This window comes from Arthrobacter sp. NicSoilC5, from assembly GCF_019977395.1.
Classification (GTDB): domain Bacteria; phylum Actinomycetota; class Actinomycetes; order Actinomycetales; family Micrococcaceae; genus Arthrobacter.
Genome location: NZ_AP024660.1, coordinates 1,127,639 through 1,142,078 on the forward strand (window position 1 = coordinate 1,127,639; position 14,440 = coordinate 1,142,078).

Genomic DNA, 14,440 nt, shown 5'->3' on the forward strand with positions numbered 1-14,440 from the left:
GCGAAGCCGAAGGACTACTGATATGACCGTTCTGCCGATCACCATCTGGGGCGAGCCTGTCCTGCACCGCCGCGCCGCCGAGGTGGAGGTCTTCGACGACGAACTGCGCACCCTGATTGCCGACATGTTCGAAACCAACGACGCCGCCAACGGGGTGGGCCTGGCCGCCCCGCAGATCGGCGTCGGCAAGCGGATCTTCGTTTACAAGTACGCCAATGACGACGGCGCTCCCCCAACCGGCGTCCTGGTGAATCCCGTCCTGACCCTGTCCAAGGTCTCAGGTGCTGCTCCCGATCCCGACGAAGAGGAAGAGGGCTGCCTGTCCTTCCCGGGCGAACAGTATCCGCTCAAGCGGGCCGAATGGGCCCGGGTGGAGGGCTTTGACGGGTTCGGGGAACCGGTCCGCTTCGAGGCCACAGGCTGGTTTGCCAGGGTCATCCAGCACGAGTATGACCACCTGGACGGCAAGCTGTACGTCAACCGGCTGTTGGACCGGTATTCCCGCAAGGCCATGAAGCAGGCCAAGAAGAACGGCTGGGGCGTGCCGGGGCTGACCTGGATGCCCGGCGTTGACCCGGATCCCTTCGGACACTGACCGGTTCAGCCACGGGGCCGCCGGCCACCGACCCGGCCCGGCGGATGCCGGTCAGCCTGCCGTAATGGTCTGCTGCTGGGGGCAGGAGGCCAGGACCCGCTTCATGGCGTCCTTTTCCGCTGCCGTTACCCACAGCCCGTACGCGGCCTTCACGGAAATCTGCCGGGCCACGTAATGGCAGCGGATTGCCGTGTTTTTGGGCAGCCAGGTAGCGGCGTCCCCCGCGCTTTTTTGCTGATTGGCGGCGCCGTCCGCCGCGATGAGGTTCAGGGGATCGTTTGCCAGGCTCTGGCGTTCCTTCGGCGCCAAACGCTGGGCGCCCTTTTGCCAGGCATCACCCAGGGCGACGACGTGGTCGATCTGGACCGCGCGGCTGCTGTCCGAACCGCGCCGGAAATCAATATCCTGCCCCGTGTAGGGTTCCCGGAAATGCCCGGACGTCACCTTGCAGGAGGAACCCTCCGAGAACACAACATCGGCGAGGTCCCGGCGAAGAATGTCATTGCGGGTGTCGCAGCCGTTGCGGTCCACATCGAGCCAGGCCTGGCCAAAGGCGTCCCGGCTGTAGTCGGTGCTGGGCGCCCGCCCTTTGACAGCCAGGCCGTCAAGGGCTGCGAGGGCGCTGCCGGCCGGCACCGGGTTGGGTTCCTGGACGGGCTTCATCCAGGCGGGGTCGAAGACCGGCGCCTCCGTGGGCCCCTCCGTGGCGGGCCCGGCTGCCGCGAACTGTCCGGCGGTGAAGAACCAGAACAGTGCGGCAAGGATGGAGACCGCGGCCGTCACCAGAAGCGCCCAGGCCTGCCGGGAACGGCGGCGTGCGCGGCGGTAGGCGGACCAGCTGACGGTCACGGGGTTGACGCCGGGAGGGGAAAGTCGGGCACCCCAAGAGCCTAGGACACAGGGCGCGGGCGGCCGCTGATATCCACACTGTTGAGGACGAGTGATGGGTCACAGCGCCCGGTGGTGGCCGCCGGGTTATTGTTCCCTGGTGACCCTACGCAGGTCTTCTTCCGCGATGGACAGCAGGTCCTCGAGCTGGCGCACCCGCTCATCGGTGACGTCGCCGGTCCTCTGGGCGGCACGGGCGCGCTCCAGAAGCCGCACGGCTTCCTTATGGTTGGCTTTGGCCACGTCCAGTGCGTGCTCGAGGGTGGTTTCGTGCTGAAGTGTCGATTCGTTGTCCATGCCACCAGTGTGGTCCCGTTTCCCGGCTGATTCCAGAGAATCAGCCGGGAATTCGCAGGACGCGGGCGGATGTGGCTAGACGGCGATCGCGGCCAAGGCGGCAGCGCTTTCCTTGGCGGGGAAGGACGGCGGGTTCACGCCTGCCATCTCTTCCATGACGCGGACCACCTGGCAGCTGTAGCCGAACTCGTTGTCGTACCAGACGTAGAGGACCAGGTTCTTGTCCGTGGACACGGTGGCCAGGCCGTCCACGATCCCGGCGCGGCGGGATCCGACGAAGTCGGTGGAGACAACCTCGGGCGAGTCGATGTAGTCGATCTGCTTGCGCAGGTCCGAGTGCAGCGACATTTCACGCAGGTAGTTGTTGACCTCGTCCTTGGTGGTGCCGTTTTCAAGGGTGAGGTTCAGGATGGCCAGCGAAACGTCCGGGGTGGGGACGCGGATGGAGCTGCCGGTGAGCTTTCCCAGGAGTTCGGGCAGGGCCTTCGCCACTGCCTTGGCGGCACCGGTTTCGGTGATGACCATGTTCAGCGCAGCGGAACGGCCGCGGCGGTCGCCCTTGTGGAAGTTGTCGATCAGGTTCTGGTCGTTGGTGAAGGAATGGACGGTTTCCACGTGGCCGTGGACCACGCCGAACTTGTCGTTGATGGCCTTCAGGACCGGGGTGATGGCGTTGGTGGTGCAGGACGCCGCGGAAACGATCTTGTCCGAGTCGGTGATGTCCCGGTGGTTGATGCCGTGGACGATGTTCTTCAGTTCACCCTTGCCCGGCGCGGTCAGCAGGACCCGCGCAACGCCCTTGCTCTGCAGGTGCTGGGACAGGCCTTCGGCGTCGCGCCAGCGGCCGGTGTTGTCCACCACCAGGGCGTTGTTGATGCCGTAGGCGGTGTAGTCGATGGTGGCGGGGTCGTTCGAGTAGATGACCTGGATCTGGACACCGTTGGCAGTGATGGTGTTGGCCGCCTCGTCGATCCGGATGGTGCCTTCGAAGGACCCGTGGACGGAGTCGCGGCGCAGCAGGCTGGCCCGCTTGGAGAGGTCGTTGTCGGATCCGCGGCGCACCACAATGGCGCGCAGGCGCAGGCCGTGGCCACCGCCGGCCTTTTCGATGAGGAGGCGGGCCAGGAGGCGGCCGATGCGGCCAAAGCCATAGAGCACGACGTCGGTGCTGGTGCGGTCATCGCCGCCCCGCTTGCCCACGATTTCGGCGAGCTCTTCGCGGAGGAATTCCTCCAGCGTGGCGCCGTTGCCTTCTTCCTTGAACTTCTGGTTCAGGCGGGCGATGTCGATCGCGGCGGCACCCAGTTCGAGTCCGGCCAGCGTGTTCAGCAGGGGCGCCGTGTCCTCCAGGAGCAGTTCGTCCTTGCTCATCCGGCGCGCGAAGCGGTGCGCCTTGAGGATGTTCATGGTGGACTTGTTGATCAGGCTCCGGCCGTGGATGCTGGTCACCACGTTGTTTTCGCGGTACAGCCTGCCGATCACCGGGATCATGGCCTCGGCGAGGGCCTCCCGGCCCATCCACGTATCAAGACAAGAATCAGACGTCTGGCTCACAGAAATACCTTCCTCGGTTCAGCCGTGTACGTCGTCGTACACAGATGTAGGCCACCTGATGATGTCCAGGGGCACCGGCGCCCGCAGGGGATGGTCCCCAGGCGCCTGGATCGCGTGCAAAGAAAAACCGCCGGTTGCGGACGCAACTTTCGGCGGTAGAACTCCTGCGTCCGGAATCCATTCTAATTTGGCACGGTCCACGGAACACGCTCGGGATGCGTGAAATCACTCACACGCCCGGGGCGGACCGCACAACGCAGACTGCCGGCCTTCAGTTGTGGATGGCAGAGTACAGGTTCAGGCTGGCGGAGAACACGAGCCAGGAAAAGTACGGCAGCACCAGGTACCCGGCGGTGGCGTCCACCGGTCCGAAGCGCAGGATCAGGAACGCCAGGGTTGCGGTCAGCGCGCAGATGACAGCAAAGGCTGCCCACAGGGCCACCACTCCAAGCATGGGATACATCGCGAAGAACGTCACCGGCCACGCAGTGTTGAGCAGCAGTTGCCCCACATAGCCGGCAAGGGTGCCCCCGGACAGGCGCCCTTTGCGCCAGACCAGCCAGGCCGCTGCCGCCACGCCGGCATAGAGCACCATCCAGGTGGTGCGGAACATCCACGACGGCGGCATCCACGGAGCTTTCAGCGAGCCCGCGTACCAGCCGTTGGAGTTAAGGATGATGGGAACTGAGGCGAGTACCCAGGCCAGCGCGGAAAGGGCCAGGAAACCGGCGAGGGCAACACCCTGTGAACGGACGCCGGGAATGCCCGCTGCGGGTGCGGGACGGGTTTCAGGAATTACGGGCACGGTTCAGGATCCCCGACGCATAGCCCGTGGTCAAACGCGGTTTAAGGATGGGACAGCCGATACGCCGGGTTCTGTTCTCCCCTGCCGTTACCGGAAAGGGAGCGACGGCCATCCATCTACGAGTACCGTTGCCGGCACCCTCCAGCGGCCTACCCGGACACTCGGGCGGGCAGCCCTCGAACGTGTCCTGTCTGGCCTTGCTCCGGGTGGGGTTTACCTAGCCTTCCCGGTCACCCGGGAAGCTGGTGGTCTCTTACACCACCGTTTCACCCTTACCTGCCCTCCCCGGCCGGAGCCGGAAATGCAGGCGGTCTGTTTTCTGTGGCACTGGCCTGCGGGTTACCCCGAGTGGGCGTTACCCACCACCCTGCCCTGCGGAGCCCGGACGTTCCTCGAGCCACTTGCGTGGCGCGCGGCCGTCTGGCTGTCCCATCCGGGTCCCAGTCTACCGGCGCCGCCGGCCGCCTTTTGCCGCCGGTAGGATCGGACGGTGCTGATTCTGCTTCCCCCTTCCGAAGGCAAGACACCCGCGCTCCGCGGCCCCGCCGTCGACTGGACCGCCCTGGGCTTCCCGGAGCTCAACCCGTACCGCGCCAAGGTCCTTGAGGCGCTGGGAACAGTCAGCGCCCATCAGGATGCCCTCGCCCTGCTGGGCGTCGGAGCATCCCTGCGGGACGACGTCGAACGCAATACGCGACTGCATGCCGAACCGGCGGCGCCGGCGCACAGCATTTATTCGGGCGTCCTGTATGACGCCCTGGGCTACCGGACGCTGACGCCGGTTCAGCGCCGGAAGGCCGATGAGTCCGTCCTGGTGATCTCGGCGCTGTGGGGGGCCCTGCGCTTTGGCGACAGCGTTCCTGCCTACCGGTTGTCCATGGGCACGTCCTTGCCCGACGTCGGCCGGCTGGCTCCCTTCTGGAAGGCGCAGCTTGCCGACACCCTGGGCGCAGCAGCCCAGGGACACCTTGTGGTGGACTGCCGGTCCAGCACGTACGCAGCGGCGTGGGCGCCCCCGGCGGAACAGACCGTCTCCGTGAATGTCTTCACCGAGAGTGCAGGAGTCCGCAAGGTAGTGAGCCACTTCGCCAAGCACACGCGCGGCGAACTGGCGCGGCACCTGCTGGTGCGCCGCGGCAAAGCCCCGGCCACGCCGTCGGACCTCCTGAGAGCTGCCCGCGAACAGTGGGACGCCGAACTGGTGCCCGGGACCGCACGCAAGCCGCACGCCCTGAACATCATCCTGCCGGGCTGACCGCCCGGCAGGGTGCCTGTGGGCTGCTTAGGACCACTCGTCCGAACGGACCAGGATGGCGCCGGAGTCCGGGCAGAAAACGATGTCGTCGGCAGCAGCTGCCTTGATCTCGGCGAGGTCGCCGGGGCTGAGCTTCATGCCCGAGGCTTCCGACGTTCCGTGGAAGAGCCGGGCCGCACCCACTCCCCGCTTGGCCAGCGTCTTCTCGTAGACCGCCACCAGGCCCGCGTCCAGGCCTTGGGCAAATTCGCCGCGCTGGGCACGCAGGCCCGCCGCTTCCGTTTCCACTTCGGCCAGGGCCGCATCGAGCTCGGCCCTGATGGTTCCAAAGGACCCCTGGATGTCATCGACGATCTGCTGCTGGGCTGCCTGCCGCTCCCGCAGCGAGTCGAGCCGCTCCATGACTTCCAGTTCCACGTCTTCAAGGTCCGAGCGCCGCTTGTTCAGCGACGCGATGTCCTTTTGAAGTGCCACCAGGTCCTTGGACAGGCCGGTGCCGCTGTTGAGCCTGGCTTCGTCGCGTTCGATGCGCGAGGCAACCTGTTCGACGTCGGCCTCTGCCCGCTTCAGCGCGGCCTCGGCGTCGTGCACGGCCACCTTGGCTGCGCCCAGTTCACCGTTGGCGACGGACAGGGCGGCCTCGAGGTCCTTAATCCGGGGATCGTTTTCCAGCGTGCGGCGGCGGTTGGCGAGGCCCTTCAGCCGGGCATCAAGCCCCTGCAGTTCGAGCAACTTCAACTGTTCCGCCGGTGCTGCCTTAGCCACGTTTACCTCCGCTAGATCCCTTCCGGCCGGGGCCGGGCACCGAACCGGCGCTTCCTAGACTCTAGCCGGGAGTGAGGATGAAGTCCCACGGATCGCTGTTGGTGGTGCTGACCAGGATCTCAACGTCATGGCCCTGGTCGGACAGGACGTTGCCCAGGGCCGCGGCGGCGGCAGGCAGCCACAGCCATTCGCTGGCAAAGTGCGACACGTCCACCAGGTACGGCCGTCCATTGAGGGCGGCCTCGCGCGCCTCCGACGCCGGGTGGTGGCGAAGGTCGGCGGTGACGTAGACGTCGGCATTGCTGGCCCGCACTTCGTTGAACAACGAATCGCCGGCACCGCCGCACACCGCGATGCGCCGAACCAGCCCGTCCTTATCGCCGGAAACACGCACTCCCCCGGCCACGGAGGGAAGGATCCCGAATACGCGGGCGGCGAAGTCGCCCAGGCTCATGGCATCCGCGAGGTCGCCCACGCGCCCGATGCCTTCCTCCGGCAGCCCGTTGGCCGCCACGGTCAACGGGGCGACGTCCTGGAGTCCCAGGGCGTCAGCCAGGACATCGGAGACACCTCCGACGGCGGAGTCGCCGTTGGTGTGCACGGTCAGCAGTGCCGTCCCCGACTCAATAAGCCGGTGCACCGCCCGCCCCTTTGCCGACGTGGCTGCCACGGACGTGACGCCCTTCAACAGCAGGGGGTGGTGGGTGATGAGCAGCTCCGCTCCCCACTCAACCGCTTCCTCAATGACTTCCAGGGTGGGATCGACCGCGAACATCACCTTTGTGACCGTGGCGGACGGGTGGCCCGCGACGAGCCCTACCTCATCCCAGGTCTCCGCCAGGGATTCCGGCCACAGCTCCTCAACCGCAAGCAGCAGCTCAGCCAAAGTCGGGGCGTCCGCGGAACCGGCCGCGGGCGGCGTGTCGGAGGAGGCCTCGCCGTCGTGATCTGCCTGGCCGGTAACGTCGGTGTCCACAGGTTCCATAGTCTTAGTTTTACCCCATGGGCTTCCCGCCGCCGCAGTTTACGGCGCTGTGCCGGGGTACCCGGGGAATCTTCCGGCGCTGTCAACCATTGAAGAGGTCATGAAAACTTTTGTTCTTGGCGGAGGGTGCTTCTGGTGCCTTGACGCCGTCTACCAGAAGACCAGGGGCGTCACCTCCGTTGTATCCGGCTACACCGGCGGGCACGACCCCCACCCGGACTACTACTCGGTCTGCAGCGGGACCACCGGGCACGCCGAAGTTGTGGCGGTGACGTTCGATGAGGACATCATCCCGGCGGAGGTGGTCCTGGACATGTTCTTCGCCCTGCATGACCCCACCACGCTGAACCGCCAGGGATACGACGTCGGCACCCAGTACCGCTCCTCGATGTTCTACGAAACCGACGAGGAAAAGATCCTGTTCGAGGAAGCCATCGACCGCAACCAGGCCCTGTGGTCCCACCCCATCGTTACCGAGGTCAGCCGGCTGCCGCGGTTCCACGTGGCGGAGGAATTCCACCAGGATTACTACGCAAAGCACCCGGAACAGGGGTACTGCCAGGTGATCATCAACCCCAAGCTGGCCAAGGCCAGGAAATATTACTCTGCATGGCTTAACGCTTAGCCCGGCGTTACGCGGCCTCGTTAGGCTGACCTCAGTATCCACCCCTTAGAGATAGGCGTATGTACATGGCACGGATCTATGACGATGTAACGCAGCTGGTCGGCGGGACCCCGCTGGTTCGGTTGAACCGGCTCAGCGAAGGGCTGGACGCCACCGTTGCCGTGAAGCTGGAGTTCTACAACCCGGCCAACAGCGTCAAGGACCGCATCGGTGTCGCCATCATCGACGCCGCGGAAAAGTCGGGCGCCCTGAAGCCCGGCGGCACCATTGTTGAAGGCACCTCCGGCAACACGGGCATTGCCCTGGCCATGGTGGGTGCCGCACGCGGGTACAAGGTCATCCTCACCATGCCCGAGACCATGTCCACAGAGCGCCGGGTCATGCTGCGTGCCTTCGGCGCCGAGATTGTGCTGACTCCGGGATCAGAGGGTATGCGCGGCGCCGTGGAGAAGGCCCAGGAAATCGTGGCCAACACCGAGAACTCCATCTGGGCACAGCAGTTCGCCAACGAAGCCAACCCGGAGATCCACCGCAAGACCACGGCAGAAGAGGTCTGGGCCGACACCGACGGCGCCGTTGACATCTTCGTGGCAGGCATCGGCACCGGCGGAACCATCACCGGCGTCGGACAGGTCCTGAAGGAGCGCAAGCCCGGCGTGCAGATCGTGGCCGTGGAACCCAAGGACTCCCCCATCCTGAACGGCGGCGCCCCCGGCCCGCACAAGATCCAGGGCCTGGGCGCCAACTTCATCCCGGAACTGCTGGACACCAATGTCTACGATGAGGTCATCGACGCCACCCTCGAAGATTCGGTCCGCGTCGCCCGCGACCTGGGCATCAAGGAGGGCATCCTTGGCGGCATCTCCTCCGGAGCCATCGTCTGGGCTGCCCTGGAACTGGCCAAGCGGCCGGAAAACGCCGGCAAGCTGATCGTGGCCGTGGTGTGCGACTTCGGTGAGCGTTACATCTCCACCGTGCTCTATGACGACATCCGCGGCTGATCAGTCCGCTCTCCGCCCGATTCCTGTAGAAAGAACTTTGTGGGCTTTTTCGCAAGACTAAAGGAAGACCTCGACGCCGCCCGGTCCCACGACCCGGCGGCTCGAGGTTCTTTTGAGAACTTTTTCGCCTATTCCGGGCTGCATGCCATCTGGATCCACCGGCTGACCCACCGCATGTGGCAGAAGCCGGAGCTGCGTTTCCCGGCCCGGCTCCTGTCGCAGCTGGGCAGGTCCTGGACCGGGATCGAGATCCATCCAGGCGCCACCATTGGCCGCCGCTTCTTCATCGACCACGGCATGGGGGTGGTGATCGGCGAGACTGCCGAGATCGGCGAGGACGTGATGATCTATCACGGTGTGACGCTGGGCGGCCGTTCGCTGGCCAGGATCAAGCGGCACCCCACGATTGGCGACCGCGTGACCATCGGTGCGGGCGCCAAGATCCTGGGGCCCATCACCATTGGCCGGGACAGTGCCGTGGGAGCCAACGCCGTGGTGGTCAAGGACGCGCCGCCGGAGTCCATCATCACCGGAGTTCCCGCCAAGTGGCGGCACCGGGATGCCCAGCGGGAGACCAAGCCCGCGGTGGATCCGGCCGAATACGACATCGAGTACCGGATCTAGCGGACGCAGTTCGGGCCCGGCCCGCTGCGTTGCTAACCGGGGAAACGCCTGTAGATGGCCCACAGAACGGCATCGAAGGCACGGTCCGGGAGCAGCCGGCGCAGCAGCAGGATGGCCCGCGCGCCCTTACCCACCGGATACCGGGTCTTGGGCCGCGGCGAGGTGGCGGCATGGACAATCGCCTCCGCAATAACCTCCGGGCGCGAGGACATTGCCGAGCCGTCGGTGGAGGCCAGCGCGGCTGCCACGACCTTGGCCTGCACCGCATAAGGTCCCGTGCCTGAATTGGCCAACAGGCCCTCGGAGGAGATAGCCCCCCATTCAGACTGGGTACCGCCCGGTTCGATAATGGCCACGTCGATTCCGTGCGGCTTGAGCTCCACCCGGAGCGAATCGCTGAGGCCCTCCACCGCGAACTTCGTGGCGTGGTACCAGGCGCCCAGCGGCTCGTACATCTTTCCGCCGATCGATGAGATATTGATGATCCGGCCCCTGCCGGCGGCGCGCATGGCCGGCAGGACGAGCTGCGTCATCCGGGCCAGCCCGAAAAGGTTGACCTCAAACTGCCGCCGGCCTTCGGCCAGCTCCACTTCCTCCAGCGACCCGTAGGACCCGTACCCGGCGTTGTTGACCAGCACGTCGATCCTGCCGTGGGCTGCGAGAACCTCCCCCACGGCCGCACCCATGGACTCCTCGTCTGTCACATCCAGCGGCAGGATCCGAACGCCGTCAGCCCTGAGCGGTTCCATTTTCTCCACCCGGCGGGCGCCGGCGTAGACGGTGAAACCGTGGGCCGCGAGCTTTTTTGCGGCTTCAAAGCCGATTCCCGTGGACGCGCCGGTGACAAAAACGACAGGCTGGCTCATGGGCGGGACTCCTTGGGACGGTGCGGCGGGACGGGCAGGCAGCGCGGATCGACGGTCGTTCCGGCAGGAAACACCAGCGGCCGGCGCCCCCAGAGTATCGGGTAGCGCCGGCCGCCGGGCCGGAAACGGTGCGGACTAGTGCGTGTCCACCGCTTCGACCTCGGACTTGTCTTCGCCCCAGAGGGTGTGGAAGGTCCCCTCGGCGTCGACGCGGCCGTAAGTGTGGGCGCCGAACAGGTCGCGCTGGCCCTGGATCAGGGCGGCAGCCACGCGCTTGCGCCGCAGGCCGTCGTAGTACGCCAGGGACGACGAGAACACCGGCACCGGAATGCCGAGCTGGACGGCGGTGGCAACAACGCGGCGCCAGGCCGGCAGGGCGTCTGCGATGGCCTTGGTGAACGCCGGCGCGAAGAGCAGGTTGGCCGGCTTCTCGTCGGCGGCGTACGCCTTGGTGATGTCCTTGAGGAGCTCGGCGCGGATGATGCAACCAGCGCGCCACAGGGACGCGATTTCGTCCAGCTTCAGGTCCCAGCCGTATTCCTTGGCCGCGGAGGTGAGCATGTCCAGGCCCTGGGCGTAGGAGACCAGCTTGGAGGCGTAGAGCGCCTGGCGGACGTCCTCGACGAACGTCTCCGGGATCTCCACTGTGACCTCGTTGCCGGCCAGCAGTTCCTGGCCCAGCTTGCGCTGCGCGGCCTGGGAGGACAGTGCACGGGCAAAGACCGACTCAGCGATCCCCGACACCGGCGAGCCCAGTTCCAGGGCGGAGATGACAGTCCAGCGGCCGGTGCCCTTTTGGCCTGCGGCGTCGACGACGACGTCCACGAACGGCTTGCCGGTCTTGGCGTCAACGTGGCCCAGCACTTCGGCCGAGATCTCGATCAGGAAGGAGGACAGCTCGCCCTGGTTCCACTCGGAGAAGATCTTTGCCTGCTCGGCCGGCTCGATGCCCGCGCCGGAGCGCAGCAGGTCGAAAGCCTCGCCGATGACCTGCATGTCGGCGTATTCGATGCCGTTGTGGACCATTTTGACGAAGTGACCGGCGCCGTCGGTGCCGATCCAGGCGCAGCAGGGCTCGCCGTCGACCTTTGCGGAGATCTTTTCCAGCAGCGGGCCAAGTGCCTTGTAGGACTCTTTGGAACCGCCGGGCATGATGGACGGCCCGTTCAGCGCACCTTCCTCGCCGCCGGACACGCCGACGCCCACGAAGTGCAGGTCCTTCTTGGCCAAGGCCGCTTCCCGGCGGCGGGTGTCCTCGTAGTGGGAGTTGCCGGCGTCGATAATGATGTCGCCCGGCTCCAGCAGCGGCTCCAGCTGTTCGATGACCGAGTCGACGGGCTTGCCGGCCTTGACCATGATGAGGACGCGGCGGGGCTTCTCCAGGGAGTCCACCAGTTCCTGCAGGGTCTCGGTGCGGACGAAGTCACCCTCCGAGCCGTGCTTTTCCAGCAGCGCATCCGTCTTCTCCACGGACCTGTTGTGCAGCGCAACGGTGAAGCCGTTGCGGGCCAGGTTCCGGGCGAGGTTGGCGCCCATGACGGCGAGTCCGGTGACACCGATGTGTGCAGACATCAATAACTCCAATTCATTGGTGGCCTCGGCTGCCGGCTTCCGCAGGCGGGAAGTCACCGGGCCAGATCAGGGGGTCGGAATAAAGCATATATATTCTGGCGGTGACGCGAAAGTAACGTCCGCGTCATGGAACCCTTTGTGTCGGTGCCAGTCTAGGGCTGCTGCCTTGCAGTGTCCTGGGCCGTGGGCTTGCCTGAGCTCCGGACGCCTGCCAACAACTAGGCTTAGCTTCATGACCAGCAGCCTCCACCACCGTGCCATCGACAACCTGGGCACGCGGATCATCTCGGGGGATCTTCCTGCCGGCCATGTCATGCTCGCGGAGCAGCTTGAGGTTGAACTGAAGGTTTCCCGGTCCGTGATCCGGGAAGCGGTACGGGTCCTGCAGTCCCTGGGCCTGGTGGAAACCACCAAGCGGGTGGGTATCCGGGTGCTGCCGGCCAGCCGGTGGAATCCCTTTGATCCGCAGGTCATCCGGTGGCGCCTGGCCAGCGATGCACGCGGCGCCCAGCTGCGCTCCCTTGCCGAACTGCGGGCAGCAGTGGAGCCTGCGGCTGCCGAACTGGCCGCGCAGAACGCTCCGGCAGCGCTGCGGATGGAACTCGTGGACGTGGCCCGGGCCATGCGGGAGGCCGGCAACAACGGCGAGGTGGCCCGGTTCCTGGAACTGGACATCCGCTTCCATTCGCTCCTGCTCTCCGGTTCCGGAAACGAGATGTTCGCCAACCTTATGGGCCAGGTGGCGGAAACCCTGACAGGCCGCACCGTCCACGGACTGATGCCCGACCACCCGCACCAGGCCGCCCTGCAGTGGCATGAGGATGTGGCGGAAGCGATCGCCCGTGGCGACGCTGTGTCCGCGCGTGAGGCCTCGGACCGGATCATGCGGCGCACGATGTCCCAAATGGCCGATACCTGGACGGAACAGCCGCGGGTCTTTATTCCTGTTCGGCAGTAAGCATCAGCGGGAACCGGGAAGAAACGTGTAATACCCGCGACATGTGACTTTTTGTTTCCGGGAGTTCACGGTATATTCATCCCAGGCCCTCCACCGCGGCATCCCCCAATAGTCGCGGTGGAGGGTTTTCCAATGCCCGGACAAAGGCGCGGAGCCTGACCTCCTACGCTGCGCCGGCCACCGGTTCCCTCAGCCGCCAGCCGCCGCCCAGCCCGTCCCGCTGAAGATACATGGTGGTCAGGGCCGACCTGGAGTTGTTTCCCAGCCTGACCTGCACCTGCAGGACTTCGACGTCCACACCGCTGCTGCCTTTGGGCATCCGGCGGCTGGTCTCCCACCAGTTGACGCGCTCGAACCACCTCACCGGCTCGGCACCAACAGCCCATTCCCTTCCCCGGCTCAGCACCGCCGTCGGCATTCCATCGCTGTCTGTGTGCACTATGACGTGTTCCATTCCTGCAAGCTATGGCAAGGCACTGACAATGGCGCCGGAGGGCGGCACAACAAAAAAACCCCCGCTGCCTCCGCCATCAGGCGGGGGCAACGGGGGTTTTGCTGGTGGGTCCTACCGGGATCGAACCGATGACATCCACGGTGTAAACGTGGCGCTCTACCAGCTGAGCTAAAGACCCAAATCGCGTGGTTTCCGGCCGTTCCGCCGTAACCAACGAACATAGACTCTACCCGACTGTGGGCCGGAAACGCGAATCCATGGAAGAAGTGTCCCGCCTACAGCGAAGGAAGTTCTGCGGCGAGGTAATCCAGTGCCTGGCTGACACCGGTTTCCAGCTTGATGGTTGCCTTGTCATCGCCACGGGTGGCGCCCCGGTTGATGATGACGACGGGCTTGGATTCCTTGGCGGCGTGCCTGACGAACCGCAGGCCGCTCATGACAGTCAGCGACGACCCGGCAACCACCAGCGCCGCAGCCTGGTCCACCATTGCGTACGAGCGCTCCACGCGGTCCTTGGGCACGTTCTCGCCGAAGTAGACGAAATCCGGCTTCAGAGTACCGCCGCAGGCGGGACACACCGCCACCACAAAGCTGCTGATGAGGGCCTGGTCCTCCACGGTGGCGTCAGCGTCGGGGGCCATTTCCACGAGTCCGCCGGCCGCTGCCCGCTCCAGGAAGCCGGGGTTGAGTTCCTCAAACACACCGGCCAGCAGGCGACGGGAGTATGTGCGCCGGCAGTCCAGGCAAACCACCTGGTCATACCTTCCGTGGAGATCCACCACGTTGGCGCTGCCGGCGTCCTGGTGCAGGCGGTCGACGTTCTGGGTTATCAGCCCGGTGAGGTATCCGCGCCGCTCCAGCGCCGCGGCGGAATAGTGGCCCTGGTTCGGGTCTGCATGCCGCATGTGGGACCAGCCGATGTGGTTCCTGGCCCAGTACCGCTGCCGGTTGGCCGCGTCCCGGACGAATTCCTGATACGTCATGGGCGAACGGGGCGGCGAATCCGGACCGCGGTAATCCGGAATGCCGGAGTCGGTACTGAGGCCGGCACCCGTCAACAGGGCGAAGGGGGCGCCCGCGAGAAGGTCCCGGATCCGTGCCAGAACGTGGAGGTCATTGCCGGAAGGCGGGGCCGGGGCTACCGGCGGCATGCTGGCGAAGCCGGTAAGGCCCGTCCCCCGCCGTTCCCCAGCCAT

General features: G+C 65.8%; 16 protein-coding genes, 1 tRNA gene and 1 other RNA gene. 6 read left to right on the forward strand and 12 right to left on the reverse strand.

The annotated features are described in order from the left end of the window. The first annotated feature begins 22 nt into the window (after positions 1–22). Positions 23–595, forward strand: a complete 573-nt coding sequence (def, locus tag LDO22_RS05300; protein WP_224026377.1) for a peptide deformylase — start codon at positions 23–25, stop codon at positions 593–595. Positions 596–646: 51 nt separating this feature from the next. On the opposite strand, the gene LDO22_RS05305 is transcribed toward def, so the two are convergent. From LDO22_RS05305 to rnpB, 5 genes are all read right to left on the reverse strand, one after another. Then, positions 647–1,444, reverse strand: coding sequence for an HNH endonuclease family protein (locus LDO22_RS05305; RefSeq protein ID WP_224026378.1), 798 nt, complete (start codon positions 1,442–1,444; stop codon positions 647–649). A gap of 126 nt (positions 1,445–1,570) precedes the next feature. Continuing rightward, on the reverse strand, positions 1,571–1,780 hold the full coding sequence (locus LDO22_RS05310) for a hypothetical protein (RefSeq protein ID WP_159631767.1): 210 nt from the start codon (positions 1,778–1,780) through the stop codon (positions 1,571–1,573). Between the two features lie 75 nt (positions 1,781–1,855). Continuing rightward, entirely contained in the window at positions 1,856–3,334 is a 1,479-nt protein-coding gene (locus tag LDO22_RS05315; RefSeq protein ID WP_159631766.1) for a glyceraldehyde-3-phosphate dehydrogenase, read from the reverse strand. A gap of 271 nt (positions 3,335–3,605) precedes the next feature. Further along, a complete protein-coding gene (locus LDO22_RS05320) occupies positions 3,606–4,139 on the reverse strand; it encodes a TspO/MBR family protein (protein WP_201302415.1) in 534 nt (177 codons plus the stop codon). A gap of 44 nt (positions 4,140–4,183) precedes the next feature. Next, positions 4,184–4,571: RNase P RNA component class A (rnpB, locus tag LDO22_RS05325), an RNA gene on the reverse strand. Positions 4,572–4,629: 58 nt separating this feature from the next. Between rnpB and LDO22_RS05330 the strand changes: the two genes are divergently transcribed. Next, positions 4,630–5,394: a peroxide stress protein YaaA gene (locus LDO22_RS05330; RefSeq protein ID WP_224026379.1), complete on the forward strand. Its 765-nt coding sequence runs from the start codon at positions 4,630–4,632 to the stop codon at positions 5,392–5,394. Between the two features lie 27 nt (positions 5,395–5,421). On the opposite strand, the gene LDO22_RS05335 is transcribed toward LDO22_RS05330, so the two are convergent. Together LDO22_RS05335 and LDO22_RS05340 are read right to left on the reverse strand one after the other, a co-directional pair. After that, positions 5,422–6,159, reverse strand: coding sequence for a C4-type zinc ribbon domain-containing protein (locus LDO22_RS05335; protein WP_159631764.1), 738 nt, complete (start codon positions 6,157–6,159; stop codon positions 5,422–5,424). 61 nt (positions 6,160–6,220) lie between these two features. Next, positions 6,221–7,144, reverse strand: coding sequence for a Nif3-like dinuclear metal center hexameric protein (locus tag LDO22_RS05340; protein ID WP_224026380.1), 924 nt, complete (start codon positions 7,142–7,144; stop codon positions 6,221–6,223). A gap of 100 nt (positions 7,145–7,244) precedes the next feature. Here LDO22_RS05340 and msrA point away from each other — a divergent pair, with 100 nt between their 5' ends. From msrA to epsC, 3 genes are all read left to right on the forward strand, one after another. After that, entirely contained in the window at positions 7,245–7,769 is a 525-nt protein-coding gene (gene msrA, locus LDO22_RS05345) for a peptide-methionine (S)-S-oxide reductase MsrA (protein WP_224026381.1), read from the forward strand. 65 nt (positions 7,770–7,834) lie between these two features. Then, on the forward strand, positions 7,835–8,770 hold the full coding sequence (cysK, locus tag LDO22_RS05350; RefSeq protein ID WP_159631762.1) for a cysteine synthase A: 936 nt from the start codon (positions 7,835–7,837) through the stop codon (positions 8,768–8,770). A gap of 39 nt (positions 8,771–8,809) precedes the next feature. Further along, a complete protein-coding gene (gene epsC, locus LDO22_RS05355) occupies positions 8,810–9,394 on the forward strand; it encodes a serine O-acetyltransferase EpsC (RefSeq protein WP_159631761.1) in 585 nt (194 codons plus the stop codon). Positions 9,395–9,426: 32 nt separating this feature from the next. Here epsC and LDO22_RS05360 read toward each other — a convergent pair whose 3' ends face one another. Both LDO22_RS05360 and gndA read right to left on the reverse strand, forming a co-directional pair. Further along, the gene (locus tag LDO22_RS05360) at positions 9,427–10,260 is read right to left on the reverse strand and encodes an oxidoreductase (RefSeq protein WP_224026382.1); all 834 of its coding nucleotides are present in this window, start codon (positions 10,258–10,260) and stop codon (positions 9,427–9,429) included. Positions 10,261–10,395: 135 nt separating this feature from the next. Beyond that, positions 10,396–11,832, reverse strand: coding sequence for an NADP-dependent phosphogluconate dehydrogenase (gndA, locus tag LDO22_RS05365; protein WP_224026383.1), 1,437 nt, complete (start codon positions 11,830–11,832; stop codon positions 10,396–10,398). A 232-nt stretch (positions 11,833–12,064) separates the two neighbouring features. On the opposite strand from gndA, the gene LDO22_RS05370 reads away from it, so the two are divergent. Further along, complete coding sequence (locus LDO22_RS05370) at positions 12,065–12,790, forward strand: FCD domain-containing protein (RefSeq protein WP_159631758.1); 726 nt, start codon at positions 12,065–12,067, stop codon at positions 12,788–12,790. A 163-nt stretch (positions 12,791–12,953) separates the two neighbouring features. Here the strand turns inward: LDO22_RS05370 and LDO22_RS05375 are convergent, their stop codons facing one another. From LDO22_RS05375 to LDO22_RS05385, 3 genes are all read right to left on the reverse strand, one after another. After that, on the reverse strand, positions 12,954–13,244 hold the full coding sequence (locus tag LDO22_RS05375) for a hypothetical protein (RefSeq protein ID WP_159631757.1): 291 nt from the start codon (positions 13,242–13,244) through the stop codon (positions 12,954–12,956). A 102-nt stretch (positions 13,245–13,346) separates the two neighbouring features. Next, positions 13,347–13,422, reverse strand: a tRNA-Val gene (locus LDO22_RS05380). Positions 13,423–13,519: 97 nt separating this feature from the next. After that, a complete protein-coding gene (locus LDO22_RS05385) occupies positions 13,520–14,440 on the reverse strand; it encodes an NAD-dependent protein deacetylase (RefSeq protein ID WP_224026384.1) in 921 nt (306 codons plus the stop codon).